General features: G+C 71.2%; 20 protein-coding genes and 1 tRNA gene. 13 read left to right on the top strand and 8 right to left on the bottom strand.

Translation table 11 applies throughout. The features are described from left to right. Window positions 1–510 precede the first annotated feature (510 nt). Window positions 511–1,347 carry an aldo/keto reductase gene (locus tag ASG80_RS21670; protein ID WP_056734694.1) on the bottom strand — a complete coding sequence of 279 codons (837 nt, stop codon included), beginning with the start codon at window positions 1,345–1,347 and terminating at the stop codon, window positions 511–513. A 103-nt stretch (window positions 1,348–1,450) separates the two neighbouring features. Further along, complete coding sequence (locus tag ASG80_RS21665; RefSeq protein ID WP_156402012.1) at window positions 1,451–2,278, bottom strand: CPBP family intramembrane glutamic endopeptidase; 828 nt, start codon at window positions 2,276–2,278, stop codon at window positions 1,451–1,453. Window positions 2,279–2,376: 98 nt separating this feature from the next. Between ASG80_RS21665 and hrpA the strand changes: the two genes are divergently transcribed. The 9 genes from hrpA (at window position 2,377) to ASG80_RS21625 (ending at window position 13,750) form a co-directional block, all read left to right on the top strand. After that, entirely contained in the window at window positions 2,377–6,396 is a 4,020-nt protein-coding gene (gene hrpA, locus ASG80_RS21660) for an ATP-dependent RNA helicase HrpA (RefSeq protein ID WP_056734652.1), read from the top strand. A 75-nt stretch (window positions 6,397–6,471) separates the two neighbouring features. Further along, a complete protein-coding gene (locus ASG80_RS21655; protein WP_056734651.1) occupies window positions 6,472–7,680 on the top strand; it encodes an MFS transporter in 1,209 nt (402 codons plus the stop codon). 12 nt (window positions 7,681–7,692) lie between these two features. Continuing rightward, window positions 7,693–8,526, top strand: a complete 834-nt coding sequence (locus ASG80_RS21650) for an aldo/keto reductase (RefSeq protein WP_369816288.1) — start codon at window positions 7,693–7,695, stop codon at window positions 8,524–8,526. Window positions 8,527–8,755: 229 nt separating this feature from the next. Then, window positions 8,756–9,688, top strand: coding sequence for a DUF4349 domain-containing protein (locus ASG80_RS21645; RefSeq protein WP_056734649.1), 933 nt, complete (start codon window positions 8,756–8,758; stop codon window positions 9,686–9,688). Between the two features lie 9 nt (window positions 9,689–9,697). Then, window positions 9,698–10,861 (top strand): acyl-CoA dehydrogenase family protein, encoded by a 1,164-nt coding sequence (locus tag ASG80_RS21640; protein ID WP_056734645.1) that lies wholly within the window; start codon window positions 9,698–9,700, stop codon window positions 10,859–10,861. Window positions 10,862–10,976: 115 nt separating this feature from the next. Next, window positions 10,977–11,126 carry a hypothetical protein gene (locus ASG80_RS23815; RefSeq protein WP_156402011.1) on the top strand — a complete coding sequence of 50 codons (150 nt, stop codon included), beginning with the start codon at window positions 10,977–10,979 and terminating at the stop codon, window positions 11,124–11,126. A 3-nt stretch (window positions 11,127–11,129) separates the two neighbouring features. Further along, window positions 11,130–12,008: a hypothetical protein gene (locus ASG80_RS21635; protein ID WP_056734643.1), complete on the top strand. Its 879-nt coding sequence runs from the start codon at window positions 11,130–11,132 to the stop codon at window positions 12,006–12,008. Window positions 12,009–12,054: 46 nt separating this feature from the next. Beyond that, window positions 12,055–12,549, top strand: a complete 495-nt coding sequence (locus ASG80_RS21630; protein ID WP_056734640.1) for a cation:proton antiporter regulatory subunit — start codon at window positions 12,055–12,057, stop codon at window positions 12,547–12,549. 10 nt (window positions 12,550–12,559) lie between these two features. Next, entirely contained in the window at window positions 12,560–13,750 is a 1,191-nt protein-coding gene (locus ASG80_RS21625; RefSeq protein WP_056734638.1) for a cation:proton antiporter, read from the top strand. A gap of 44 nt (window positions 13,751–13,794) precedes the next feature. Here ASG80_RS21625 and ASG80_RS21620 read toward each other — a convergent pair whose 3' ends face one another. Then, on the bottom strand, window positions 13,795–14,916 hold the full coding sequence (locus ASG80_RS21620) for an LLM class flavin-dependent oxidoreductase (RefSeq protein WP_082590871.1): 1,122 nt from the start codon (window positions 14,914–14,916) through the stop codon (window positions 13,795–13,797). A gap of 223 nt (window positions 14,917–15,139) precedes the next feature. On the opposite strand from ASG80_RS21620, the gene ASG80_RS21615 reads away from it, so the two are divergent. Together ASG80_RS21615 and ASG80_RS23975 are read left to right on the top strand one after the other, a co-directional pair. Beyond that, window positions 15,140–15,799 (top strand): NADPH-dependent F420 reductase, encoded by a 660-nt coding sequence (locus ASG80_RS21615; protein ID WP_056734636.1) that lies wholly within the window; start codon window positions 15,140–15,142, stop codon window positions 15,797–15,799. Window positions 15,800–15,840: 41 nt separating this feature from the next. Next, the gene (locus ASG80_RS23975) at window positions 15,841–16,536 is read left to right on the top strand and encodes a DNA alkylation repair protein (protein WP_056734634.1); all 696 of its coding nucleotides are present in this window, start codon (window positions 15,841–15,843) and stop codon (window positions 16,534–16,536) included. 55 nt (window positions 16,537–16,591) lie between these two features. On the opposite strand, the gene ASG80_RS21605 is transcribed toward ASG80_RS23975, so the two are convergent. Beyond that, window positions 16,592–18,070, bottom strand: a complete 1,479-nt coding sequence (locus tag ASG80_RS21605) for an MFS transporter (RefSeq protein ID WP_082590849.1) — start codon at window positions 18,068–18,070, stop codon at window positions 16,592–16,594. A gap of 197 nt (window positions 18,071–18,267) precedes the next feature. On the opposite strand from ASG80_RS21605, the gene ASG80_RS24250 reads away from it, so the two are divergent. Both ASG80_RS24250 and ASG80_RS21595 read left to right on the top strand, forming a co-directional pair. Then, on the top strand, window positions 18,268–19,920 hold the full coding sequence (locus ASG80_RS24250) for a glycosyltransferase family 39 protein (RefSeq protein ID WP_056734632.1): 1,653 nt from the start codon (window positions 18,268–18,270) through the stop codon (window positions 19,918–19,920). Window positions 19,921–20,026: 106 nt separating this feature from the next. Continuing rightward, window positions 20,027–20,821, top strand: coding sequence for an SDR family NAD(P)-dependent oxidoreductase (locus ASG80_RS21595; RefSeq protein WP_056734630.1), 795 nt, complete (start codon window positions 20,027–20,029; stop codon window positions 20,819–20,821). A 102-nt stretch (window positions 20,822–20,923) separates the two neighbouring features. Here the strand turns inward: ASG80_RS21595 and ASG80_RS21590 are convergent. The 4 genes from ASG80_RS21590 to galU all read right to left on the bottom strand — a co-directional run bounded on the left by ASG80_RS21590 (window position 20,924) and on the right by galU (window position 23,694). After that, window positions 20,924–20,999, bottom strand: a tRNA-Ala gene (locus ASG80_RS21590). A gap of 55 nt (window positions 21,000–21,054) precedes the next feature. Continuing rightward, complete coding sequence (locus ASG80_RS21585; protein WP_056734628.1) at window positions 21,055–22,077, bottom strand: hypothetical protein; 1,023 nt, start codon at window positions 22,075–22,077, stop codon at window positions 21,055–21,057. A gap of 52 nt (window positions 22,078–22,129) precedes the next feature. Next, on the bottom strand, window positions 22,130–22,792 hold the full coding sequence (locus tag ASG80_RS21580) for a GNAT family N-acetyltransferase (protein WP_056734625.1): 663 nt from the start codon (window positions 22,790–22,792) through the stop codon (window positions 22,130–22,132). Window positions 22,793–22,794: 2 nt separating this feature from the next. Next, on the bottom strand, window positions 22,795–23,694 hold the full coding sequence (galU, locus tag ASG80_RS21575) for a UTP--glucose-1-phosphate uridylyltransferase GalU (protein ID WP_056734623.1): 900 nt from the start codon (window positions 23,692–23,694) through the stop codon (window positions 22,795–22,797). Window positions 23,695–23,698 lie beyond the last annotated feature (4 nt).

The raw sequence follows: 23,698 nt of genomic DNA, 5'->3' as shown, positions 1-23,698 counted from the left end.
CATCAATCCAAAGGAATCCCACCACCCAAAAAAGGATGGTCAGGGTTCAAAAATTGGCATTGAACATAGTGCACGCTGTTGAGTTCTCAAGAAACGGACGCACCCGAGTTTCAGCCTCGCGGCCTGCCCTCCGGGCAACCTATCTATCATACCACTTCTCACTCGGGCCACGGATCACACGGATCGTGCCGGCGGCCGATGAAACGGCCTGGAAGCACAACGCGAACGTTGCTTTCCTAGAGGAAGTGGGTTCTCATCTTAGGCTTGAAATCACCGAGTCGCAATGCGACTTCGAGGCTATTTGGCTAAGATCCTCGCCGTCTCGGCCGGGCCGCTCTGTGTCTCGAAGACCCAGCCGCTTCCCGCACCGCCGTGGCGATGTGTAAGAACTTACGCGGATCCCAGGGCCGGTTCCAAATCAGGCTCGCATCCCGGGCGTGTCGCGCCGGATCCGTCCGTCTCGACCGCTCCACCGATCACCCTGGACGCCCAGCTCAACGCCCGAATCGCTCAGTTCACCTCTTCGGGGTGCGCGCTCACTCGCCCCTCGCGCTCGAGCGCGGTGATGGCGTCCATCTCCGCATCGCCGAGCTCGAAGCCGAAGACGTCGAAGTTCTCGGCCATGCGCTCGAGCCGCTTCGACTTCGGGAACACGATGTGCCCGCGCTGGAGGTGCCAGCGGATGACGACCTGGGCGGGCGTCACGTCGTGGGCTGTGGCGGCATCCGTCACCTGGGGCAGTTCGAGCAGCGGGTACTTTCCCTGCCCGAGCGGGCCCCACGCCTCGATCGCGATGCCGTGCTCCTCGGCGAACGCCGCGGTGTCGGGCTGCTGGTGGTACGGGTGCAGCTCGATCTGGTCGACGGCCGGCGCCGTGTCGGTCTCGGCGAGCAGGCGCTCGAGGTGGGGCACCAGGAAGTTCGAGACGCCGATCGACCTCGTGCGTCGGGACTCGCGGAGCTGCTCGAATGCCCTCCACGTCTCGACGTAGCGGTCCTTCGCGGGCGTCGGCCAGTGGATCAGGTAGAGGTCGACGTACTCGAGCCCGAGTCGCTCGAGGCTCGCGTCGAAGGCGTCGAACACGGATTGCGTGCCCTGGTCGTCGTTCCAGAGCTTCGTCGTCACGAAGAGCTCCTCACGCGGGATCCCCGATGCTGCGATCGCGCGCCCCACGCCCGCCTCATTGCCGTAGATGCGGGCGGTGTCGAAGTGCCGGTAGCCGATCTCGAGCGCCTCCGTCACGATGCGCTCGGTCTGCTTCGGGTCCACCTTGAAGACGCCGAAGCCGAGCTGCGGGATCGAGTGGCCGTCGTTCAGTCGGATGCGTGGTACCTGGGGTTGGGTCATGTTCCCCATCCCACCACGGGGGTCGCAGCATCCGACAGGGCGGTTCGCTCGCCGCGAAGACCGGCGCGGGCGGGCGGCCCCGGATGCCGCAGCTCGGCACCGCTCACCCGGCGACGACCTCGGGCGGCAGGAACGCGATCACGAGAGCGGGGGCGCTCGTGAAGAGGTTGACCAGGAAGTGGGCGACGATGATCGGCATCAGCCTGCGTTGCCACAGCACGATCATCCCCGACCCCACGCCCCACACGAAGAACGCCGCGAGGTACACGAGCATCGCGTCGGGTGTCGCCGCGTAGAACACGTGCTGCGCGGCGAAGATCGCGGCCGGTACGACGATGGCCCAGACCACCGGCCATCGGCGCACGAGCCCGCCCTGGGAGTAGCCGCGGTACACGAGCTCCTCGACCGGCGCGTTGAGGGGGGCGAACGTCACGACGGACACGATCGCGAGCACCGTGAGCAGCACACGATCGAACGGCGGCGCGGAATCCTGATCGTAGAAGACCGTCTGGAAGTTCGCGAAGGCGTCACCGCCGTAGAGCAGGAACATCATGCCGATGACCGCGAGCACGAACGGCACCCAGAGCACCACGAGCCAGAGCAGACCCCAGAGCACGTCGGTGCCGAGGCGGCGCCACGAGAAGTCGATGAGGTCGCGAGCACGCTGCCCCTCGCGGTGCAGGGCGCGCCGCACGAGGGCGAGCGAGGCGAGGTTCACGGGCAGCATCGCCGCGGCCGCGAACAGGATCGTCGGCGGGAACGGGCTGGGGAAGCCTGCGGCGAGAAGCGCGAGCCACGTGATCAGCGCGGCGCATCCCACCATCGCGACGCGCAGGATCGGGAGGCCGACGAGGCTCCGCACCGGAGCCGGCTCCTCGGGCACGGACGACGTAGGCGGCACGCGGCCCACCGGCGCGGCATCCGTTCGCATGGGGCCGTGTCTACCACAGCGAGATGAACCACGCACAGGGCGCGCCCTCGCCGTCAGACTCGCCAGCGGCCGCACGCGACGGCATACGATGGAGGGCTGTGCTTCCCGCGATCACCTACCCCGCCGAGCTGCCCGTCTCCGGGCAGCGCGAGGAGATCGCGCGCGCCATCCGCGAGCACCAGGTCGTGATCGTCGCCGGCGCAACGGGCTCCGGCAAGACCACGCAGCTGCCGAAGATCTGCCTGGAGCTCGGTCGCCAGTCGATCGCGCACACGCAGCCGCGCCGCATCGCCGCGCGCACGATCGCCGAGCGCATCTCGGAGGAGCTCGACGTGGAGCTCGGCGACCTCGTGGGGTACCAGGTGCGGTTCACGGACCGCGCCAGCGAGTCGACGCGCATCAAGGTGATGACCGACGGCATCCTGCTCAACGAGATCCACCGAGACCGCGAGCTGCGCCGATACGACACGATCATCATCGATGAGGCACACGAGCGCAGCCTCAACGTCGACTTCATGCTCGGGTACCTGAAGCGGCTCCTCCCCCGGCGGCCCGACCTCAAGGTCATCATCACGAGCGCGACGATCGACCCCGAGAGCTTCGCCAGGCACTTCGCGACGGCGCCCGCCGACGGTGGCACGGGAGACCCGGCGCCCGTCATCGAGGTGTCGGGGCGCACCTACCCCGTCGAGGTCCGCTACCGCGCGCTCGTGGCGGAGTCCGGCCCAGGCGCGGCAGGCGAGGACGCCGACGACGAAGGCGCCGCGGCGGAGGACAAGGACGTGCAGCGCGGCATCCTCGACGCCCTCGACGAGCTCGAGCGCGAGTCATCCGGCGATGTGCTCGTGTTCCTCTCGGGCGAGAGCGAGATCCGCGACGCGGAGGCCGCGGTGCGCGCGCACTATCGGGTTTCGACAGGCTCAACCGGCAGAAGCATCGGCGAGACCGAGGTGCTGCCGTTGTACGGTCGACTCTCGTCTGCCGACCAGCACCGGGTGTTCGAGCCTTCGAAGGTCGCGGGGCTGAAGCGCCGGGTGGTGCTCGCCACGAACGTCGCCGAGACGAGCCTCACCGTGCCCGGCATCCGGTACGTCGTCGACGCCGGCACCGCGCGCATCAGCCGGTACTCGACGCGCTCGAAGGTGCAGCGACTGCCGATCGAGGCCATCTCGCAGGCGTCGGCGAACCAGCGCTCCGGCCGGACGGGTCGCACGAGCGACGGCATCGCGATCCGGCTGTACTCCGAGGAGGACTACGAGCGGCGTCCGGAATACACGGATCCGGAGATCCTGCGCACGAACCTCGCCGCGGTCATCCTGCAGATGGCGTCGCTCGGGCTCGGGCAGATCGAGGAGTTCCCGTTCCTCACGCCGCCCGACACCCGCGGCATCCGTGACGGACTCGAGCTGCTGCGCGAGCTCGGCGCCCTCGACGAGGACGCCGACGCTGCGGGCCCCCAGCTCACCCGCGTCGGCCGCCAGCTCGCGCGACTGCCGATCGAGCCGCGGTTCGCGCGCATGGTGCTCGAGTCGAAGGCGCAGGGCGTGTCGCGCGATGTGCTCGCCATCGTCGCGGGGCTCACGATCCAGGACCCGCGCGAACGGCCGCTCGAGCGGCGCGAACAGGCCGACGGCTTCCACGCCCGCTTCGTCGACCCGACGAGCGACTTCCTTTCCCTGCTCAACCTCTGGAACCACCTCGAGGAGCAGCAGCGACAGCTCTCGGGCAGCGCGTTCCGGCGCATGTGCAAGGCGGAGTTCCTGAACTACCTGCGGGTGCGGGAGTGGCAGGACCTCTATCGCCAGCTCGCGCGACTCGCGAGACCGCTCGGCCTCCACGTGGCCGAGCGGGCGGGCGAGCCCGATGCCGACGGCATCCACCGTGCGCTCCTGGCCGGCCTGCTCTCGCAGATCGGACTCCGTGACGACGCGAAGACGTCGAGCGGGCGGGGAGGCGCCGGCGCCGCGCGCGAGGCCGAGCGCCGGGGCCGACGCCAGCAGGCCGAGTTCGTCGGCGCGCGAAACGCGCGCTTCGTGGTGTTCCCGGGCTCGGCGCTCGCGAAGAAGCCGCCGGCCGCCCTGATGAGCGCCGAGCTCGTGGAGACGAGCCGGCTCTTCGCCCGCACCAACGCCGCGATCGATCCGGCCTGGGCGGAGCAACTGGCCGGCCCCCTCGCGAAGCGCACCTTCAGCGAGCCTCGCTGGGAGCGACGGCAGGGCTCGGCCGTCGCCGACGAGAAGGTCACGCTGTTCGGCGTGCCGGTCGTCGCGAAGCGGCGCGTCCAGCTCGCCCGCGTCGACGCCCCCCTCGCCCGGGAGCTGTTCATCCGCCACGCGCTCGTCGAGGAGGACTGGGACACGGGCCGGCTCGACCGGCGGCTGTTCGGCTTCGTACGCGCGAACCGTGCACTGCGCCGCGAGCTCGGCGAGTTCGAGGAGCGCACCCGCCGGCGCGACATCCTCGCGGGCGACGAAGCCGTCGTGGCATTCTACGAGGCGCGGGTTCCTGCGGATGTCGCCGACACACGCGCCTTCGAGCGCTGGTGGCGCGGCGAGCACCGCCGACGCCCCGACCTGCTCACCATGACGCGCGCCGACCTGCTCGGCGCAGAGGCCGAGGAGGATCGGGGGGACGGCTTCCCCGACCGGTGGCGGCAGGCCGACCAGACCTACTCCCTCGCCTACCGGTTCGAGCCCGGCGCCGACGACGACGGCGTGACGGCCGTCGTGCCGCTCGTGCTGCTCCCCCGGGTGCGACCCGACGGCTTCGACTGGCAGGTGCCGGGCCTCCGCGACGAACTCATCACCGCACTGCTGCGCACGCTCCCGAAGGTGCTGCGCCGCCAGGTCGTGCCCGCGGCGGAGTGGGCCGCCAAGATCTCCGCCGAGCTGCCAGACGGACCCGAGGGCGGCGCCGAGCGGGAGTCGTTCACGGCGGTGGTCGCGCAGGCGATCCGCCGCCTCACGTTCGCGCCCGTCGACCCGTCCGATTTCGACCTCGAGCGCGTGCCGCCGCATCTGCGGGTGACGTTCCGGGCGGTCGACGAGCGCGGGCGCACCGTGAGTGAGTCCAAGGACCTCGGCGGGCTGCAGGCACGGCTCGCCGATCGTACGCGGGACGCCGTCGCGAGGGCCGTGACGAGCGCGCCCGGCGGGAGCGGGCGAACGCACGCGGGCGCGAGGCCCGACGCCGCGCCGTCCGCCGGCGACGCGGAATCCCTTGCCTCCGGCTCGCTCGTCGGCCCCGCGATCGCCGAACGCTCGGGCATCGCGACGTGGGAGTGGGACGAACTGCCCGCGCACGTCGACACGCGCCAGGCGGGCAACGTGATCCGCGCGTACCCGGCGCTGGTCGACGAGAAGAGCTCGGTCGCGCTGCGGCTCGTCGCCACGGCGGAGGAGCGCGACCGGGCGTCGCGACGCGGCATCCGTCGACTGCTCGTGCTCGCCACGCCCACGCCCGTCGCCTACGTGCAGGAGCACCTCTCGAACGAGGAGAAGCTCGCGCTGGCGGCGAGCGCGTACTCCGGCCCGCGGGCCCTGCTCGACGACTGCCTCGCGGCCTGCGTCGACGCCGAACTGCGCGCTCGGCACCCCGAAGGGCTGCTGCGCACGCGCGCCGAGTTCGAGGCGGTACGCGACGCGATCAGCGCGAACGTCGTGGACCGCATGTTCGAGACGGTGGCGCTCGTCGCGCGGGTCCTCCGGACGGCGCGCGAGGCCGACCGGGCGATCTCGGGTGCGTCCAGCATCCACCTCATGGCGGCGCTCGGCGACGTGCGCGCGCAGCTCGACGCACTCGTGCCGGCCGGCTTCGTCTCATCGACGGGGCTCGAACGGCTGCGGCACCTTCCGCGCTACCTCGAGGCGATCATCGTGCGGGTGCGCAAGCTGGCGGAGAACCCGGGCCGCGATCGCCAGGCGATGAACCAGCTCGAGCCGTCGATCGCCGCGTTCGAGGCGGCCGGCGGTCGTATCCCGATCGACCCGGAGGCGTCCGCCGCGCTCGTGCGCGTGCGCTGGATGCTGGAGGAGCTGCGGGTAGGCCTGTTCGCGCAGGAACTCCGCACCGCCGAGACCGTCTCACCGCAGCGCATCACGAAGGCACTCGCAGAGTAGCGATCCGCGGCGGCGCTGAGCCCCACAGCGCCGCCATGCTGCCGCGACATCCGCCCTCGATAGAGTGGTCGGACCGTGGCCAGCTACTCCGATCTCCTCAGAACCTCGGGCGTCGCTCGCATCATCGCCGCTCAGCTGACCGCACGGTTCCCCTCGGGGATGCTCTCGCTCGCCTTCCTCCTGCATGTAGAACAGGAGACCGGCTCCTACGGCGCCGCCGGCCTCGTGCTGGCCACCACGTCGATCGGCCAGGCCATCGCGGGTCCGCTCACGAGCCGGCTCATGGGCCGCCTCGGCATGCGCCCCGTGCTCATCACCACGCTCTCGGTGTGCGTGACCGCGGTCGTGGCGATCGGCGTGCTGCCGCTCACCGTTCCCATGTACATGGGCGTCGGCTTCATCGCCGGCCTCTCGACGCCGCCCGTGCAGCCCGCCGTGCGCACCATCTACCCGAAGATGGTGAACTCCCGCCAGCTCACCCCGCTCTTCTCGCTCGACGCGTCGGCGCAGGAGATCATCTGGGTCGTGGGGCCCGTGGTCACGACGTTCGTGTCCACGCAGATCGGCACGGTGTGGGGCATCCTGCTCGCCGCAGCGATGATGGTGGGCGGCGGCATCTGGTTCATCTCCTCCCCCGAGCTCGGGCGCGTGCGCATCCCGAGGTCGAAGCGGCGGCTCGGCGCGGTGCTCACCCGGCCGCCGGTCATGCTCGCGACGATCGTCGGGTTCCTCCTCATCGGCGCGTGCGCGGCGATCGAGGCCGGCGTCGTCGCGGCGTTCGGCGAGGACGGCGCCGAGGCGGGCATCGTGCTCGCGATCTTCTCCGTGGGCAGCCTCGCGGGCGGCCTCTTCCTCGGGCACGTGCCGATCGGACCGTGGTCCACCGCGCGCCGCATGTTCATCGTCTTCGTGGGCATGGCGCTCGCCGCGTTCGTCATGGACTTCTGGTGGCTCGCGGTCACGTTGTTCATCGCCGGCATCGGCATCGCCCCGGCGCTCGCCGTGCTGTTCGCGATCGTCTCGGCGAGCGTGAAGTTCTCCGACACGGCGGAGGCGTACGGATGGGTCGGCACGGGTCAGCTCATCGGCGCCGCCCTCGGGTCGGCGGTCGCCGGCTTCCTCATCGACGGCTACGGCGCGCAGGGCGCCTTCTGGGCGGCGACCGCCCTTGCGCTGCTCGGCCTGGTCGCCGCCGTACTCGGTCGCCCGTGGCATCCCGACCTCCGCGACCGCGACGCGAGCCCCATTCCCGACACCGAACCGGTGCCGCTGCAACCCAGCTGACCAGGAGACCGGATGCCGCAGCCCATCGCCCCCGCGCCCCGCCTGTCGCTCGCCGACGGCGCCACCATCCCGAAGCTCGGCTTCGGGCTGTACAAGGTGCCGCCCGCGGATGCCGCGCGCCTCAGCCACGACGCGATCGCCATCGGCTACCGACACCTCGACACTGCGGCGTTCTACGGCAACGAGGAGGGCGTCGGGGAGGCGGTGCGCGATGCCGCGGTGCCGCGCGAGGAGCTCTTCGTCACGAGCAAGGTCTGGATGGACGACAACGGGTTCGACTCCACGCTCCGCGCGTTCGACGCGACGATGACGCGCCTCGGGCTCGCGTCGCTCGACCTGTACATGATCCATTGGCCGATGCCGTCGACCGACCGCTACGTCGACACCTGGCGTGCACTGGTCCGGCTGCAGGACGAGGGGCGCGTGCGCTCGATCGGCGTCGCGAACTTCCATGCGCACCACCTGGAGCGCATCATCCGCGAGACCGGCGTCGCGCCGGTCGTCAACCAGGTGGAGCTGCACCCGTGGCTGCCGCAGGCGCCACTGCGCGCGTTCGACGCAGCACGCGGCATCCGCACCGAGGCCTGGTCGCCGCTCGCGCGCGGACGCGTGCTCGGCACGCCGGTCCTCGAAGACCTGGCCGCGAAGCACGGCCGCACGCCGGCGCAGATCGTGCTGCGCTGGCGCGTCGAGCTCGGCAACGTCGTGATCCCGAAGGCCTCGTCGCCCGAGCGCCTGAGCGAGAACCTCGACGTGTTCGACTTCGCGCTCGACGCCGACGACCTGGCCGCCATCGCGACGCTCGAGACGGGCGAGCGCACCGGACGCGACCCCGACTTCGACTGATCGCTGCCACGCGGGTCGAGATGGCGCGAAGCGCCATCTCGAAACCCGTGGTGCGCAAACGGGTTTCGGGACGCCCGCTGCGCGGGCTCCTCAACCCGCGGCGTGAACGAGCGGGCCCGACGGTTCGTTGGGGCCGTTCGGCGATTCACAGCGAAGCGCAATTGGATCGTGACCGGACTCCCAGCGATGGCCCAGACATCGGATTCGCGGGCGGCAATACAGTGAGCGCATGAGACGACTCGCACCCGCGGCGGCAGCGGCCGCGATCACCGCACTGCTCCTCGCCGGCTGCACGGCGGGCAACGACGGGGCGAGCGCTCCGGTCGTCGACATGCCCGCCGGCGAGGTCGCCCCCGAGCCCGGTACGACCGAGGGCAAGGTCGCGGAGGATGCCGCCGGCGGCTCCGCCGATCTGCAGCTCGAGGATCGCAGCGTCATCACGACCGGCTGGGTCGCAATCACCGTCGAGGACCCCGTCGCATCCGCCGAGGAGGCCGCGGACCTCGCCGAGCGGGCGGGCGGGCGGGTCGACAGCCGCACCGAGACGCCCGGCACCGACTCGCAGCCGCCGAGCGCGTCCCTTACGTTGCGCATCCCGTCCGACGAGCTCGACGCCGTCGTCGACGAGCTCCGTGCGCTCGGCACCGTCACGTCGGTGTCGATGAATGCGTCGGATGTCACGCAGCAACGCCAGGACCTCGACGCGCGCATCGAGGCGCTCACCGCCTCGGTCGACCGCCTGCAGGAGCTGCTCGCCACGGCCACGACCGTGGCCGACCTGATCGCGATCGAGTCGGAGCTCACGACCCGGCAGGCCGAGCTCGACAGTCTGACCCAGCAGCGCGACTGGCTCGTCGACCAGGTGGACTTCTCGACGATCACGGTCGAACTCGTCACCGAGGAGGTCGCGCGCGATCCGCAGCCCGACGACTTCTGGAGCGGCCTCGTCGCCGGGTGGAAGGCGCTCGTGGGCTTCGCATCCTGGCTCGGCGTCGCCGTCGGCGTCATGATGCCGTGGCTCCTCGCCGTGCTCGTGACGGGCGCGGTCATCGTCCTGATCGTGGTCCTCAGCACGCGGCTCCGACGACCCCGCCCCGACGCGGCGTCCGCCGCTACGCAGACGCCCGCGGAGGCCCCGCGCGACGAGTCACCGCAGGCGTAGTCTGGCGTCGTGACCGCGACGCCGGAGACTCTGCTGCACGACGACCTCCTCGAACGCGTGCGGGAGCGCGCCGCCGGATACGACCGCGACAACGCCTTCTTCGCCGACGACCTCGCAGAGCTTCGCGAGGCCGGGTACCTCACGGTGCTCGTACCGGAGGAGTTCGGCGGCCTGGGCTGGGACTTCGACGACGCGGTGCGAGCCCAGATGCGACTCGCCGGCGCCGCACCCGCCACCGCCCTCGCGGTGAACATGCACCTCGTGTGGACGGGCGTCGCGAAGGTCCTCCGCGACCGCGGCGACGACGCGCTCGAGTTCCTCCTCAGAGAAGCGGGCGAAGGCGAGATCTTCGGGTTCGGCATCAGCGAGGCCGGCAACGACCTCATGCTGTTCGGCTCGCGCACCGCGGCCGAGCCGCAGGACGGCGGCGGCTACCGGTACTCGGGCCGCAAGATCTTCACCTCGCTCTCCCCGGCGTGGACGCGCCTCGGCACCATGGGGCTCGACACCGCCTCGCCCGACGCGCCGAAGATCGTCTACGGGTTCATCGACCGCGATGACCCCGACGTTCGGATCCTCGACGACTGGGACACCATCGGCATGCGTGCGACCCAGAGCCGCACGACGGTGCTCGACGGGGCGTTCGCCCCGCCCGACCGGATCGTGCGGCGACTCGACCCCGGCCCCAATGCCGACCCGCTCATCTTCGGCATCTTCGCGAGCTTCGAGCTCCTGCTCGCCGCCGTGTATGCGGGCATCGGGGCCCGCGCGCTCGACCTCGCGGTCGCCGCCGCACAACGGCGCACCTCGATGAAGCACGACGGTGCCGCCCTGTCGCAGGACCCCGACATCCGCTGGCGCATCGCCGACGCCGCGATCGCGCAGGACGCGCTCGAGCCGCAACTGCTCGCGATCGCCCGCGACCTCGACGGGCTCGTGGACCACGGCTCGCAGTGGTTCGCGAAGCTCGTGGGCGTCAAGGTGCGGGCCACCGAGACCGCGAAGTACGTCGTCGACCAGTCGGTGCGGGTCGCGGGCGGCTCCGCCTACTTCACCGGCTCCGAGCTCGGGCGGCTCTACCGCGACGTGCTCGCGGGCATCTTCCACCCGTCCGACGACGAGTCGGCGCACAGCACGGTCGCCAACGCCTGGCTCGGCCCCCTCGACAGCTGACCGACCAGCCGACGGACGACGGGCGACCGGCCCGAGCACTAGACTGACCGGCGAGGCGCCGCTGCCGCGCAAAGCTCCTGGAGGTCCTGTGAACGTCGTCGCTTTCCTCATTTCCATGGCGATCTTCGTCTTCGGCCTGTGGCTCATGGGCACGGCCCCCGTGATGGCCGGCTTCGAGGCCATCACGTTCCTCGGCGGCATCCTCGCCGTCGCCGTCGCCGTCGCGATCCCCATGAACGTGCTCGGTCGCGGCGACGGCGTCTGACGGGTGACGCTGCCCGCAGGCGACACACGCGTCACGTACCCCTCCGGGGCGCTCCACGCGACGAGCCGCGTCCTGCACGTCGCCCCGACCACCGACGGCAGCCTCGCCGTCATCACCGAGACCACGAGCTTCCACCCGGTCGACGCCGCCTGGCCCGACCAGCCCGCCGACGCGGGCGTGATCCGGTCCGCCGCTGGGGAATTCCCGGTGCGAGACGCCGTGGTCGCCGCAACCGACGGCGACGCCCTGCACCTCGGCGCCGACATCCCGGTGCGCACCGGCACCGAGGGCTGGGTGTTCCTCGTCGCGCACCTCGTCGACGGCGGCTCGGCGATCGCCGAGGGCGACGAGGTCGAGATCGAGGCGGATGCCGCGACACGACGCGCCCTCTCGACCGGCCACACCGGGTGCCACCTCGCATCGCTCGCCCTGAACCGAGCCCTCGCCGATCGCTGGTCGAAGCCGGCACGCGAGGACGCCCTCGGCAGCCCCGACTTCGACGGCGCGGCGATCTCGTCGTCGCGCATCCTCCCGAACGGCTCACTCGACCGGTATCGCCTCAACAAGTCGCTGCGCCGGTCCGGGTTCGACACGGCGTCGCTGCCGGCCGACCTCGACGCCGTGCGACAGCAGGTGGCCGATCAGCTCGACCGCTGGCTCGCGTCGGGCGCACCTGTGCGCGTCGAAGCCGACGGCGACGGACTCACCGATCGACGATCGTGGGTGTGCGAGCTCCCCGACGGGACGGCACGTATCCCGTGCGGCGGCACGCACCTCGACTCGCTCGCCGAACTGGCGGCCGTGGTGCCGTCGTTCGCCGTCGTCGACGACGCCGGGACCCCGGTGCTCGAGATGGCCAACGTGGCACGAATCCGACACTGAGGCGCGCGTGCCGGAGACACCCTCCGGCGGGGTTACGATAGCGCTCGTGGGTATACATATCGAAAAGGTCGACCTGCCCGGGATCGGCGTTCGCCACGACCTCGTCACCGAAGGCGGTCGACGGATCAGCGTGGTTTCGCACCGGGACGGCGAGCGCGACCTCGGTTTCTTCGACGTCGACGACCCCGACGCCTGCCGTGCCTCCATTCCGCTGAACGACGACGAGGCTGCGGCCCTCGCCGACGTGCTCGGCGCATCCGTGATGCTCAGCCGACTCACGAGCCTCAGTGATGAGACCGCGGGCCTGTACACCGAGCAGATCGCGCTGCCGACGGACTCGCCGTACCTGAACCGCACCCTCGGCGACACCAAGGCTCGCACGCGCACGCACGCGTCGATCGTCGCCATCGTCCGCGACGGTGCGATCATCCCCTCCCCCACACCGGCAGAGCCGCTGCGGGCGGGAGATGTCATCGTTGCCGTCGGCACGCGTGAAGGACTCGACGGAGTAGCTCGACTGCTCTCCAACGGCCCCGACTGAGGCGGCCGTCATGGACGAGACCACGCGGCTCCTCATCGAAGTCGGCGCGCTGCTTCTCGGCATGAGCCTCCTCGGGCGCCTCGCGCTCCTCATCGGCATCTCGCCGATCCCCTTCTACCTGCTGCTCGGCCTCGCGTTCGGTGAGGGCGGCCTGATCCCGCTCGAAGCGAGCGGGGAGTTCCTGGAGGCCGGGTCCGAGATCGGGATCATCCTGCTGCTCGCGCTGCTCGGGCTCGAGTACACCGCTTCCGAGTTGTTCGGCGCCCTGAAGTCCGCGCGCGTGCCCGGCATCTTCGATGGGGTGCTGAACGCCCTGCCGGGCGCCGCGATGGCGCTGCTCCTCGGCTGGGGACCGGTGGCCGCAGTCGCCCTCGCCGGCGTCACGTGGGTCTCGTCGTCCGGTGTCATCGCGAAGCTGCTGCGCGACCTCGGCCGCCTGTCGAACCGCGAGACACCCTCCGTGCTCGCGGTGCTGGTGATCGAGGACCTGGCGATGGCGTTCTACCTGCCGGTGCTGTCGGCGATCGTGGTGGGCGTGAGCCTCGCTCAGGGCGCGATCTCGGTGGCGATCGCCGTCGGAGTCGTCACCCTGATCCTCTACGTGGCGCTGCGGCACGGCCATTTCGTGTCCCGGCTCTTCCCGGCCGACGAGTTCGAGCCGTTGCTGCTCGGCGTGCTGGGGCTCACGATGCTCGTGGCGGGACTCGCCGCGCAGGTCGGCGTGTCGGCGGCGGTCGGCGCGTTCCTCGTTGGCATCGCCCTCTCGGGCCGGGTCGCCGTCAACGCGAGCCAGGTGCTGACACCGTTGCGCGACCTCTTCGCCGCGACGTTCTTCGTGTTCTTCGGCCTCACGAGCGACTCCTCGGAGCTCGTGCCCATGCTCCTGCCCGCGCTCGGTCTCGCCGTGATCACGATCCTCACGAAGCTCGTGACGGGAGCGTACGCCGCCCGGCGCGCGGGCGTCGGCACGCTCGGCCAGTGGCGCGCAGGCTTCTCGCTCGCGCCGCGCGGCGAGTTCTCGATCGTCATCGCGGGCATCGCGGTGGCCGCCGGCGTCGCGCCTGCGATCGCCTCGCTGGCCACGGCCTACGTGCTCATCACGATCTTCGCCGGCACGTTCCTGGCGAGGCTTCCGGATGCTGCGTGGTTCCGCGCGGTCGTGCGCAGGCGGGCGGCCCGGGCGGCCCCGGGTCCGGCCTGACGTCGCGGCCGGCGCCGCCGCGGTGACGTGTCGCCGCGGAGGGGTCAGTCGTGCGCGTGCTCCGCGGCGGCCGCGGCATCCGCTCGATCGGCGGCCGCGAGCGCGTCGAGCTCGGCGTCGGCATCGTCGGCGGCCGCGAGGAGCTCGCGCACCCGCGGCACCACGAGCGTCCCGTACCGCTCGATGCTGCCCATCATCGCCTCGTGCGGCAGGGTGCCGTTCGAGTACTTCAGGTCAAAGCGCACCGCGCCGATGGCGCGCATGGCTGCGGCGATCTTCTGGGCGACCGACTCGGGCGATCCGGCGTAGAGCGCGCCGTTCGGGCCGGCCTCGTCCTCGAAGTGCTCGCGGCTCACGGGACCCCATCCCCGCTCGCGGCCGATGCGGTCGATGATGACCTTGTAGTGCGGCCAGAGCGTGTCGAGCGCCTCCTGGTCGGTGTCGGCGATGAAGCCCGGCGAGTGCACGGCCACGGGCTGCTGCGGGTGGCCGAACTGGTCGAGGGCCCGGCGGTAGAGGTCGGCGAGCGGCGCGAACCGCGCGGGGCTTCCACCGATGATCGCGAGCACGAGGGGCAGGCCGTAGTGCGCGGCGCGCACGACGGACTCGGGGCTGCCGCCCACGCCGACCCAGGTCTTCAGGCGCCCATGCTCGACGGGCGGGAACACGAGCTGGTCGGTCAGAGGAGGCCGCAGCTCGCCGCTCCACGTGACCGGTTCCTGCGGGAGCAGGGCGGCGAAGAGGTTGAGCTTCTCCTCGAAGAGCTCCTGGTACTGGTCGAGTTCGAATCCGAAGAGCGGGAACGACTCGATGAACGACCCACGCCCGAGGATCACCTCGGCGCGTCCGCCCGAGAGCCCGTCGAGCGTCGCGAACCGCTGGAAGACCCGCACGGGGTCGTCGGAGCTCAGCACCGTGACGGCCGAGCCCAGGTGGATGCGCTCGGTGCGGCCTGCGATCGTGCCGAGCACGACCTCGGGTGCAGAGATCGCGAACTCGTGACGGTGGTGCTCGCCGACGCCGAAGAAGTCGAGCCCGAGCCGGTCGGCCAGCATCGCCTCCTCGACCACGTTCCGCAGCACCTGCGCGTGCGGCAGCGGCGACCCGTCGGGCCCCACCGTCACGTCGCCGAAGGTGTCGAGTCCGAATTCGTAGCGCTCAGCCATGTCCTGTCCCATTCCCGCGTCTCCATACGTACGCATGTGTAGCGGAACCCCTGTCAGGCCGACACTATTCCCCTCCGCCGACCAGCGGCCAGCGAACAGCGGCCGAGCGCCGGCGGCCGGCGAGCGGATGCCGCGGCGCCGCGCGCCGGGAATTCCCGCGTCGTGCCCGGCGTTTCCGCATGATGTCGACGCATCGATCCGCCGTGTCGGCGAGAATGGAGGCGTGGACGTGACGGACCGGCCGGTCATCGGGATCTTCGGTGCGGGGAAGGTGGGCACCGCGCTCGCGCGACTCCTCGTGGCATCCGGCTACGACGTGTTCATCACGGGCTCGCCGCGTCAGACCGCGCTCGAACTGCTCGTCTCCGTCGTCGCCCCCGGCGCCCGAGTCGTGACGCCCGCCGATCTCGTGGCACAGTCCGACGTCGTCATCGTCGCCGTGCCGTTCGGCAAGGCCGGCACCGTGCCATGGGAGGACTTCGGCGGCCGCATTGTCGTGGACGCCATGAACTACTGGCCGCCCGTCGACGGCCACATCGCCGCGATCGACGACGACGAGCGGTCGACGAGCGAGATCAACGCCGCGCGCAACCCGCTCGCCAACGTCGTGAAGTCGCTCAACCACCTCGGCTACCACGAGATGGAGGACGACAGCATGGACGCGGGCTCGCCGCTGCGGCGCGCGCTCGCCGTCGTCGGCGACGATCCCGACGCGCGTGCCGTCATCGCGCGCCTCATCGACGACATCGGATTCGATGCGGTCGACGGCGGACCGCTCGCGAACGGCCGCGCGCTCGAGCCCGGACACCCCGCGTTCGGCCGCGAGCTGTCGGCGAGCGAACTCACGACACTGCTCTCGCCCGCCGCGCACCTCGCCGCCTGACCTGTCGTACGCTGAATCCCGGGTCACGGGAGGGGCGGGCGATGACGGATGCCACGACGCTGGTCACGACGCTCGAGGGAATCGCGAGCGACGCGGAGCGTGAGAAGTACACCCGCTACTTCCCGCCCGATCCCGACGCTCCATTCCTGGGCGTGCGGATGGGCGCCGTGTTCGACCTCGCGAAGACGGCACTCGACCTCCCCGCGTCGGGGTTGGAGCAACTGCTCGAGCAGCCCGCCCACGAGGTGCGGGCCCTCGCCTGCAGCATCATGGGCAAGTCGGCCGCCCGACGGAGGACGCCCCCCGAGCGGCGTACCGAGCTCTACGAGCTCTACCTCCGTCGTCACGACCGCATCGACCAGTGGGACCTCGTCGACCTCGCGGCTCGCGACGTGGTCGGCGGATACCTGCTCGATCGCGACCGGGCGCCGCTCGCGCGGCTCGCGGCATCCGGATTCTGGCCCGAGCGACGCACGGCGCTCGTGGCCACGTTCGCGTTCCTGAAGCGCGGCGAGCTCGACGACGCGTACTCCCTCGCCGAGACCCTCGCCGACGACACGGAGCCGTTCGTGCAGAAGGCGCTCGGCTGGGTGCTCCGCGCCGCGGGCGACCTCGACCGCGAGCGGCTCACGGCGTTCGTCGAGGGGCATGCGGCCACGATGCCGCGGGCGGCGCTCCGCGCCGCGATCGAGCACTACGAGAAGGACGAGCGGGCGCGCATCCTCGCCATCCGGTGAGCGTCGGCATGCGGCATCCGCTCGACCCTCGCCCGACCGCGGGGGCGGTCTCCGCTCACGCGAGCGTGCCGCGCTGCCTGCGCCGCGCGCCGAGGTCGGCCAGCCCGACGCCGAACGCGATGGCGATGAAGATCGCGACGGCGAGCATGCCGAACCCGTAGGCGTCCTGGTAGACGCCGAGGTCGGTGGAATCCTCCGCGCCGGTCTCGCGGTAGATGGTGGCGTAGAACAGCGAGAGCGTGACGGCGGTGCCGACCGCCGTGCCGATGCGCTGCCCGAGCTGCCCGACCGAACCGGCGAGGCCGCCCTGCTTGACGGGGATGTCGGCGAGCGCGAGGGTCTGGTTCGGCGAGATCACGAGCCCGCCCCCGAAGCCGCCGACGACCATCGCGCCCGCCATCGCCCATGGCGTCAGCTCGGGCGGCGTCATGAGCGCCGCCAGCACGAGGAGCCCGGCGCCGACCAGCACCGCGGCGAGCCCCCACACGACCAGCGGCCGGCCCAGCCGATTCACGAGGTTGCCGCCGAGCCACGACGACCCCGCGCTCGTGAGCGCGAACCCGATCGTGACCATGCCCGCGAAGACCGGGGCGAGGCCGAGGCCGTGCTGCAGGTAGAGCGTCGTGAGCAGGAACATCGACGGCATCGCGGCGAAGTACGTCGCCGCGAGCACCGTGCCGTTGCGGTACGAGCTCACGCCGAACAGCGAGAGGGGCACGAGCGGATGCCGACCGGATGCCGCGTAGTGCCGCTCCCATGCGACGAACGCCGTCGCCGCGAAGACGAACACCACGAGCAGCCACCATCTGGCCGGGTTGTCGTCGGGCGAGCCGGTGGTGAACAGGAACGGCCACATCAGCGCGACGACCGTGATGCCGAACAGCAGCAGGCCGACGGGATCGAGCTCGAGCCGACGCGACGATCGCGTGCGGGTCTCGGGCAGCGCCCACAGCGCGAGGGCGATGGCGGCGAGGGACAGCGGCACGTTCATCCAGAAGATGCCGCGCCATCCGTCCTCGGGACCGCCGATCGCGATCGCGAGGCCGCCGAGCGTCGGACCGATCGCCGTGGCGATGCCGATGGTCGCGCCGAACAGGCCGAACGCCTTGCCGCGCTCGGCGCCCTGGAACAGCTGCTGCACGAGCCCGAGCACCTGCGGCATCTGGATGCCTGCGGCGACCCCCTGCAGGAGCCGGGCCACGAGGAGCACCGCTCCGTTCGGCGCCAGCGCGCAGGCGAGGCTCGTGAGCGTGAAGAGGCTGAGGCCGATGACGAACAGGGTGCGCCGCGAGCGCTGGTCGCCGATGCGGCCGGCAGGCACGAGCGTGAGGCCGAACGCGAGCACGTAGCCCGACACGATGAGCTGCAACTCGGTCGACGTGGCCCCGAACGCCGTCTCGATCGACGGGAGGGCGACGTTGACCTTCGAGAGGTCGAGGATCGTGAGGCCGGCGACCGCCACGCAGACCCAGTAGGCGCGCCAGCGCTTGGCGGTGGTGAGCGGGATCTCCTGCGTGAGCGGCGCCTGCGACATCCCGTCCACCCTACGCCCCGGTCGCGTGCCACGAGGCCGGTCGGTGCGGCGCAGGATCGGGGGTGCGCGCGTCCTCGGTACCCGTGGCGTCGCGGCGTCAATGGACGTAGGTTCGCCATGGAGGGGTGATTCAGGAAGCGTCGTGATGCACCGTGAGGTCGGGAACGCCGCACGTTCGCGGTAGGGGGTTCGACCGGGTGGACGCCACGCCCGCGGCGTCCGCACCCGTCGCGCCGCGCCAGCCCGCGCACGCAGCGCGACGGATCGACGGACGGCTCGCACTCCTCATCGGGGTGCTCGCCGCGGCGGTCGCGACCGCCGGCTCCTGGGTGCCGTCGCTCTGGGGCGACGAGGTCGCGAGCATCATGTCCGCCCGTCGCGACTGGGCTTCGCTCTGGGCGATGCTCGGCTCGGTCGACGCCGTGCACGGCCTGTACTACGCGCTGCTGCACCTGTGGATCGACGCGGTCGGCGACTCCCCGCTCGCGGTTCGCCTGCCGTCGGGGATGGCCGTGGGCGCGGCATCCGCCGGGGTCTTCGTCCTCGTCCGTCGCCGGGCGGGCCGCGGAACCGCGGTGATCGCCGCGACCATGCTCCTCCTGCTCCCACGGGTGCTCTTCGTGGCCATCGATGCGCGGTCGATGGCCCTCGCGACCGCCGCGGCGACGTGGCTCACGGTGCTGCTCCTGCGCCTGCTGGACGCTCCGGCACGGCGTGCGTGGTGGATCCTGTACGTGATCGGGCTCGCGACGGCCACGTACCTGTTCCTCCTGGTCGTGCTCCTCATCCCCGTGCACGCGGTGGTCGTCCTCGCGGACCGGTGTGCCGATCGCCGGCGGGTGCGACTCGCCTCCTTCTGCGTCGCCTGGGTGGGCGCCCTCCTGATCGCGGCGCCGATCGTCGTGGCCGCGTTGCGACAGCGCGACCAGATCGCGTTCCGCGCCGAGCAGGAGGTCGTCACCCCCAGGGCCATCCTCGTCGGCCAGTGGTTCATGCTCGACGCGTTCGCCATCGCGGCATGGTCGCTCGTCGCGGTGGCCTGCATCGCGGCGGTCGTACGTCGCACCGACCCCGCGTGGCGCGGGCATCGGCAGCTCCTGCTCATCGCGGCGGCGTGGACGCTCCTCCCGACGGTCGCCCTGCTCGCCGCGACCGCCGTCGTATCCCCGGCGTACACGGCGCGGTACCTCGTCTTCGCCGCGCCGGGGGTCGCGATCGCCATGGCGATCGGGGTGACCGCGATTCCCTGGACCTGGCTCCGCATCATCGTGATCGCACTCGTCGCGGCCCTCGCCGTGCCCGCCTACCTCGAGCAGCGCGGCCCGCACTCGAGGCACGCCGGCACCGACTGGCAGGCGGTCGCCGCCGTCGTCGACCGGTCGACCGGGCCCGGCGACGGCATCGTCTTCGATGAGTCGGTGCGCCCGTCACGCCGGCCCCGACTTGCGATGCACGGGTATCCCGACGCGTTCAGCGGGCTCGTCGACCTCGGCCTGCAGCAGCCCTACGATCGCACCGATGGCCTCTGGGACGTGACGACGCCGCTCGCCGCCGTCCCCGACCGGCTGCGAGGGCCCGACCGCGTCCTCGTCGTCACCCGCAGCGCACACGGCGCGGACGACGACCTCGGCACGCTCCGATCGGCCGGATTCGTCGAGATCGATCGGGTCGAGCTCGAGTCGGACGTCGTGATCCGCCTCGAGCGTCGTTCGCGACCCCGTAGTGGACGCAGGGTGTCCCCGGCTGCAGGGCCGGCTATCGGCTCGGAAGCGATCGCGGAAACCCGAACCGTGGCAGCACGCTGTGGTCGAAGCGGGTCATCGCGCAGATCCGGTCGCCCGCGAGGGTGAGGACGAGAAGGCCGAACTGGGCGGCCGGTGGGCGCCCACTTTCCCGACATCGCGGTGTCTGCATCATCGACGGCTCCGACGATCCGGGCACAGAAGGGAACCAGGCATGATGCTGAACGACAAGGTCGCGGTGATCTACGGTGCTGGAGGTGCGATCGGCGGTGCGGTCGCACGCGCCTTTGCGAGCGAGGGAGCCAGCCTCTTCCTCACGGGTCGCCTCCGGGCACCGGTCGAAGCGGTCGCTCATGGCATCGTCTCCGCCGGCGGATCCGCCGAGGCGGCGGAGGTCGACGCGCTCGACGAGCAGGCTGTGGACACGCATCTCCGGTCCGTGATCGAGAAGGCGGGCCGCCTCGATATCTCGTTCAACGCGGTCGGGAGCCCGGATGCGAACATCCTGGGCGTGCCGCTGGTCGAGCTGGATGTCGAGCAGTTCTCCCTGCCGATCACGACCTACACCAGGTCGTACTTCCTGACCGCGCGCCTGGCGGCCCGGCGCATGGTTCCGAACAGATCGGGGGTGATCATGACGGTCACCACGCTCCACTCGCGGACGGGCCTCCCACTGGCGGGAGGCTACGGTCCGGCGCAGGCCGCGAAGGAGGCGCTCACCCGAGAACTCTCCGCCGAGCTCGCACCGCAGGGCATCCGCGTGGTCGGCCTGCGGCCGCAGGCGATGCCGGAATCGGTCGGATCGAGAAGACGCTTCTTCGAGTCTCGCGCCACGTCATCGGGGATGACCTGGGAACAGTTCCAAGAGGCGCTCGCAACCAGGACCCACCCGCGACGGCTCATGACGCTCGAGGAGATGGCGAACGTGGCGGCCTTCATGGCTTCCGACCGGGCGAGCGGGATGACCGGAACCACCGTCAACCTGACCATGGGCAGCCTGGACGACTAGCGGCCGCTGCGAGCAGGCGACCTCGTTTCGGGATGGGCACCGACCCCGACAACAACGAAACCCCCGAACCCGAGGGTTCGAGGGTTTCGCATAACGAGGATTTGGTGGACCCAGGGGGATTCGAACCCCCGACCTTCTCATTGCGAACGAGACGCGCTACCAACTGCGCCATGGGCCCGAGCGACAACGAGCCTATCATCCCGCACGGGGCGGTTCGGCCACGAGCGCGTGCGTCATCCTGCCTGTCGGCGGCGGCGAAGCACGGCGTCGAGGTCGTCGAGGACGGGGGTGGCTTCTTCGACGATGCCCATACGGGAGTAAGGGCTCGCGGGCCCGGCCTCGCGACGAGCGGCTGCCGCGGCCGGCGCCGCCGGCTGTGCTGCGGCCGGAGCGATCGAGGGCACGGCGGGCTCCAGATCCTCCACGCGGCGCGCGACCTCGGCCTCGACGGCCGCACGCTTCAACTCGGCCGCCGCCTCGATCGAGGCCATCGCCATCGCGGCGATGGTTCCGCGCGACAGGTGGAGCGGCTTCGGCAGCGGCTGCGGCGTCCAGCCGTGCTCGTCCCCCTCCGCCTCGGCGAGATCGATCGGCTCGAACGGGGTCGCCTCGGGTGTCGCCACGGGTGCCGCTTCGGGCGGTGCCACGCGCACGCGTGCGAGGCGCACGATGCCCGCGAACGCCACGACCACGGCGAGGGCTCCGCCCGCCGCGATGAGGGGCGACGCGCCGAACGCCGCGGCGATGAGTCCGCCGACCACGGTGACGAGGCCGGCGAGCAGGAGCAGCGAGCAGAGCGCGCGGCGCCGGCGCAGCGCGCGGCGGGCGCGGGCGACATCCGTCGACGCGGACCGGAGCGTGGGTGCAGCCGACGCTTCCCCGTGCAGGACGGTCGGGATCGGCTCGGTGATCGGCGCCCGGGCGGCGGCCAGCTCACGCGCGGCCTCGGCGACCTCCTCGGCGGCGCGACGTTCGGCGATCGCGAGGTGCTCTGCGGTCTCGGCCGCGAGTCGCGCGGCCTCCTCGTGCTCGTGCAGGATGCGTTGCTGCGCCGCGACCTCGCGCGCGGTGGCCTCGACGCGCACCGCCTCGGGGGTCTCCGCCGTCTCGGCGAGGATGCGGAGGGTCTGCTGCAGGCGCACGGCGTTGCGCTCGGTGGCGAGGTACTGCCGGCGGCGCAGCCAGCTCGGCAGCAGGTACGCGATCCACAGCCCCGCGGCTGCCGCCACGAGCAGCCCCCCGCCGATCACGTCCATGCGACAACGCTAGGTCACGGTGGACGAATGGTCCCACTCGACGCGCGCACGTTCAGCGATCCGCGACGTGCAGCGGGTACGCCGCGGCCGCGCGATCCTCCGCGGTGACGCGCGCCGCATCCTCGGGCACCCTCCCCTCGCGCCAGCGCCGGAGCACGCCCCGCGGCACCTCCTCGGCGACGAGGGCGAATGCGAAGTGGTCGCGCCAGTCGCCGTTGATGTGGATGAAGCGGCGCCGGAGGCCCTCGTAGCGGAATCCGAGTTTCTCGACGACCCGGAGCGACGGCTGGTTCTCGGGCCGGATGCAGATCTCCATGCGATGCAGGCGAAGCACCGAGAAGCAGTAGTCGGTCGCGAGCGCGACGGCGGTGGGCGTGATCCCGCGCCCCGCGAACGACTGCGACACCCAGTAGCCGATCGACGCCGACGACAGCGAACCGAAGGTGATCGACGACACGTTGAGCTGACCCACGAGCTCGCCGTCGACCTCGATCACGAATGGAAGGGCGTGGCCCGTGCGGGCGTGCGACAGGAGGTTGCGGATGCTCCCGCGGGTGTCGATGACCGAGCCGCCTCCCGGGTAGGTCGCCTCCCACTGCCGCAGCCAGCCGCGGTTGTCGAGCAGCACGCGCTCCAGCGCCTTGGCGTCGCGCGCGCGGATCGGCCGCAGGGTGACGTCCCCGTCACGCAGCGTGGGGATCGCGGCCGCCGCCATCGTCAGATCCGATCGAAGCCGGCGACGTACTCGGCCAGCCAGGGTTTGAACTCGGGGCCGAGATCGTCGCGGTCGGCGGCGAGCTGCACCACCGCCTTGATGTAGTCGAGCTTGTCGCCCGTGTCGTAGCGGCGTCCGCGGAAGACGACGCCGTAGACGCCGCCCGTGCCCTCCACGTCGCCCGCCATCTCCATGAGCGCGTCGGTGAGCTGGATCTCGCCACCCTTGCCCGGGTGCGTGTGCTCGAGGATGTCGAACACCAGGGGCTTCAGCACGTAGCGGCCGATCACGGCGTAGTTCGAGGGGGCTACTTCCTTGGCCGGCTTCTCCACGAGGCCGGTGATGCGCACGACATCGGCCTCTTCTGTGGGTTCGACGGCCGCGGCGCCATACAGGTGGATGCTCTCGGGGTCGACCTCGAGGAGGGCGACGATCGACGCGTCGCGCTTCTCCTGCTCCTCGAGCATGCGGGTGAGGAGCACGTCGCGCTCGTCGATGATGTCATCGCCGAGGAGCACCGCGAACGGCTGCTCATTGACATGCATGCGCGCCCGCAGCACCGCGTGCCCCAGGCCGCGCGGGTCGCCCTGGCGCACGTAGTGCATGTCGGCGAGGTCGGTGGATTCGTTGACCTTCTGGAGCTTCGCCGTGTCGCCCTTCGCCTCGAGCGTGTACTCGAGTTCGGTGACCCGGTCGAAGTGGTTCTCGAGCGCGTTCTTGTTGCGGCCGGTGATCATGAGCACGTCGGTCAGGCCCGCGCGCACCGCCTCCTCGACGACGTACTGGATGGCGGGCTTGTCGACGACGGGGAGCATCTCCTTCGGCATCGCTTTGGTCGCCGGGAGGAACCGCGTCCCGAGCCCTGCAGCCGGGATGACGGCCTTCGTGATCCGTTGGGTCATGCGA

It is taken from the genome of Agromyces sp. Soil535 (assembly GCF_001428255.1).
In the GTDB taxonomy this organism is placed as follows: domain Bacteria; phylum Actinomycetota; class Actinomycetes; order Actinomycetales; family Microbacteriaceae; genus Agromyces.
Note: the sequence above shows the minus strand (reverse complement) of the source record. Positions and strands in the feature narration are given on the sequence as shown.

What these genes read in the sequence shown, in the direction of transcription:
- ASG80_RS21595 (WP_056734630.1), top strand. Translation starts at nt 20,027, where the DNA reads ATGATGCTGAACGACAAGGTCGCGGTGATCTACGGTGCTGGAGGTGCG.
- ASG80_RS23815 (WP_156402011.1), top strand. Translation starts at nt 10,977, where the DNA reads ATGGCGATCTTCGTCTTCGGCCTGTGGCTCATGGGCACGGCCCCCGTG.
- galU (WP_056734623.1), bottom strand. Translation starts at nt 23,694, where the DNA reads ATGACCCAACGGATCACGAAGGCCGTCATCCCGGCTGCAGGGCTCGGG.
- ASG80_RS23975 (WP_056734634.1), top strand. Translation starts at nt 15,841, where the DNA reads ATGACGGATGCCACGACGCTGGTCACGACGCTCGAGGGAATCGCGAGC.
- ASG80_RS21625 (WP_056734638.1), top strand. Translation starts at nt 12,560, where the DNA reads ATGGACGAGACCACGCGGCTCCTCATCGAAGTCGGCGCGCTGCTTCTC.
- ASG80_RS21665 (WP_156402012.1), bottom strand. Translation starts at nt 2,278, where the DNA reads ATGCGAACGGATGCCGCGCCGGTGGGCCGCGTGCCGCCTACGTCGTCC.
- ASG80_RS21645 (WP_056734649.1), top strand. Translation starts at nt 8,756, where the DNA reads ATGAGACGACTCGCACCCGCGGCGGCAGCGGCCGCGATCACCGCACTG.
- ASG80_RS21585 (WP_056734628.1), bottom strand. Translation starts at nt 22,077, where the DNA reads ATGGACGTGATCGGCGGGGGGCTGCTCGTGGCGGCAGCCGCGGGGCTG.
- ASG80_RS21650 (WP_369816288.1), top strand. Translation starts at nt 7,693, where the DNA reads ATGCCGCAGCCCATCGCCCCCGCGCCCCGCCTGTCGCTCGCCGACGGC.
- ASG80_RS21605 (WP_082590849.1), bottom strand. Translation starts at nt 18,070, where the DNA reads ATGTCGCAGGCGCCGCTCACGCAGGAGATCCCGCTCACCACCGCCAAG.
- ASG80_RS21670 (WP_056734694.1), bottom strand. Translation starts at nt 1,347, where the DNA reads ATGACCCAACCCCAGGTACCACGCATCCGACTGAACGACGGCCACTCG.
- ASG80_RS21620 (WP_082590871.1), bottom strand. Translation starts at nt 14,916, where the DNA reads ATGGCTGAGCGCTACGAATTCGGACTCGACACCTTCGGCGACGTGACG.
- ASG80_RS21580 (WP_056734625.1), bottom strand. Translation starts at nt 22,792, where the DNA reads ATGGCGGCGGCCGCGATCCCCACGCTGCGTGACGGGGACGTCACCCTG.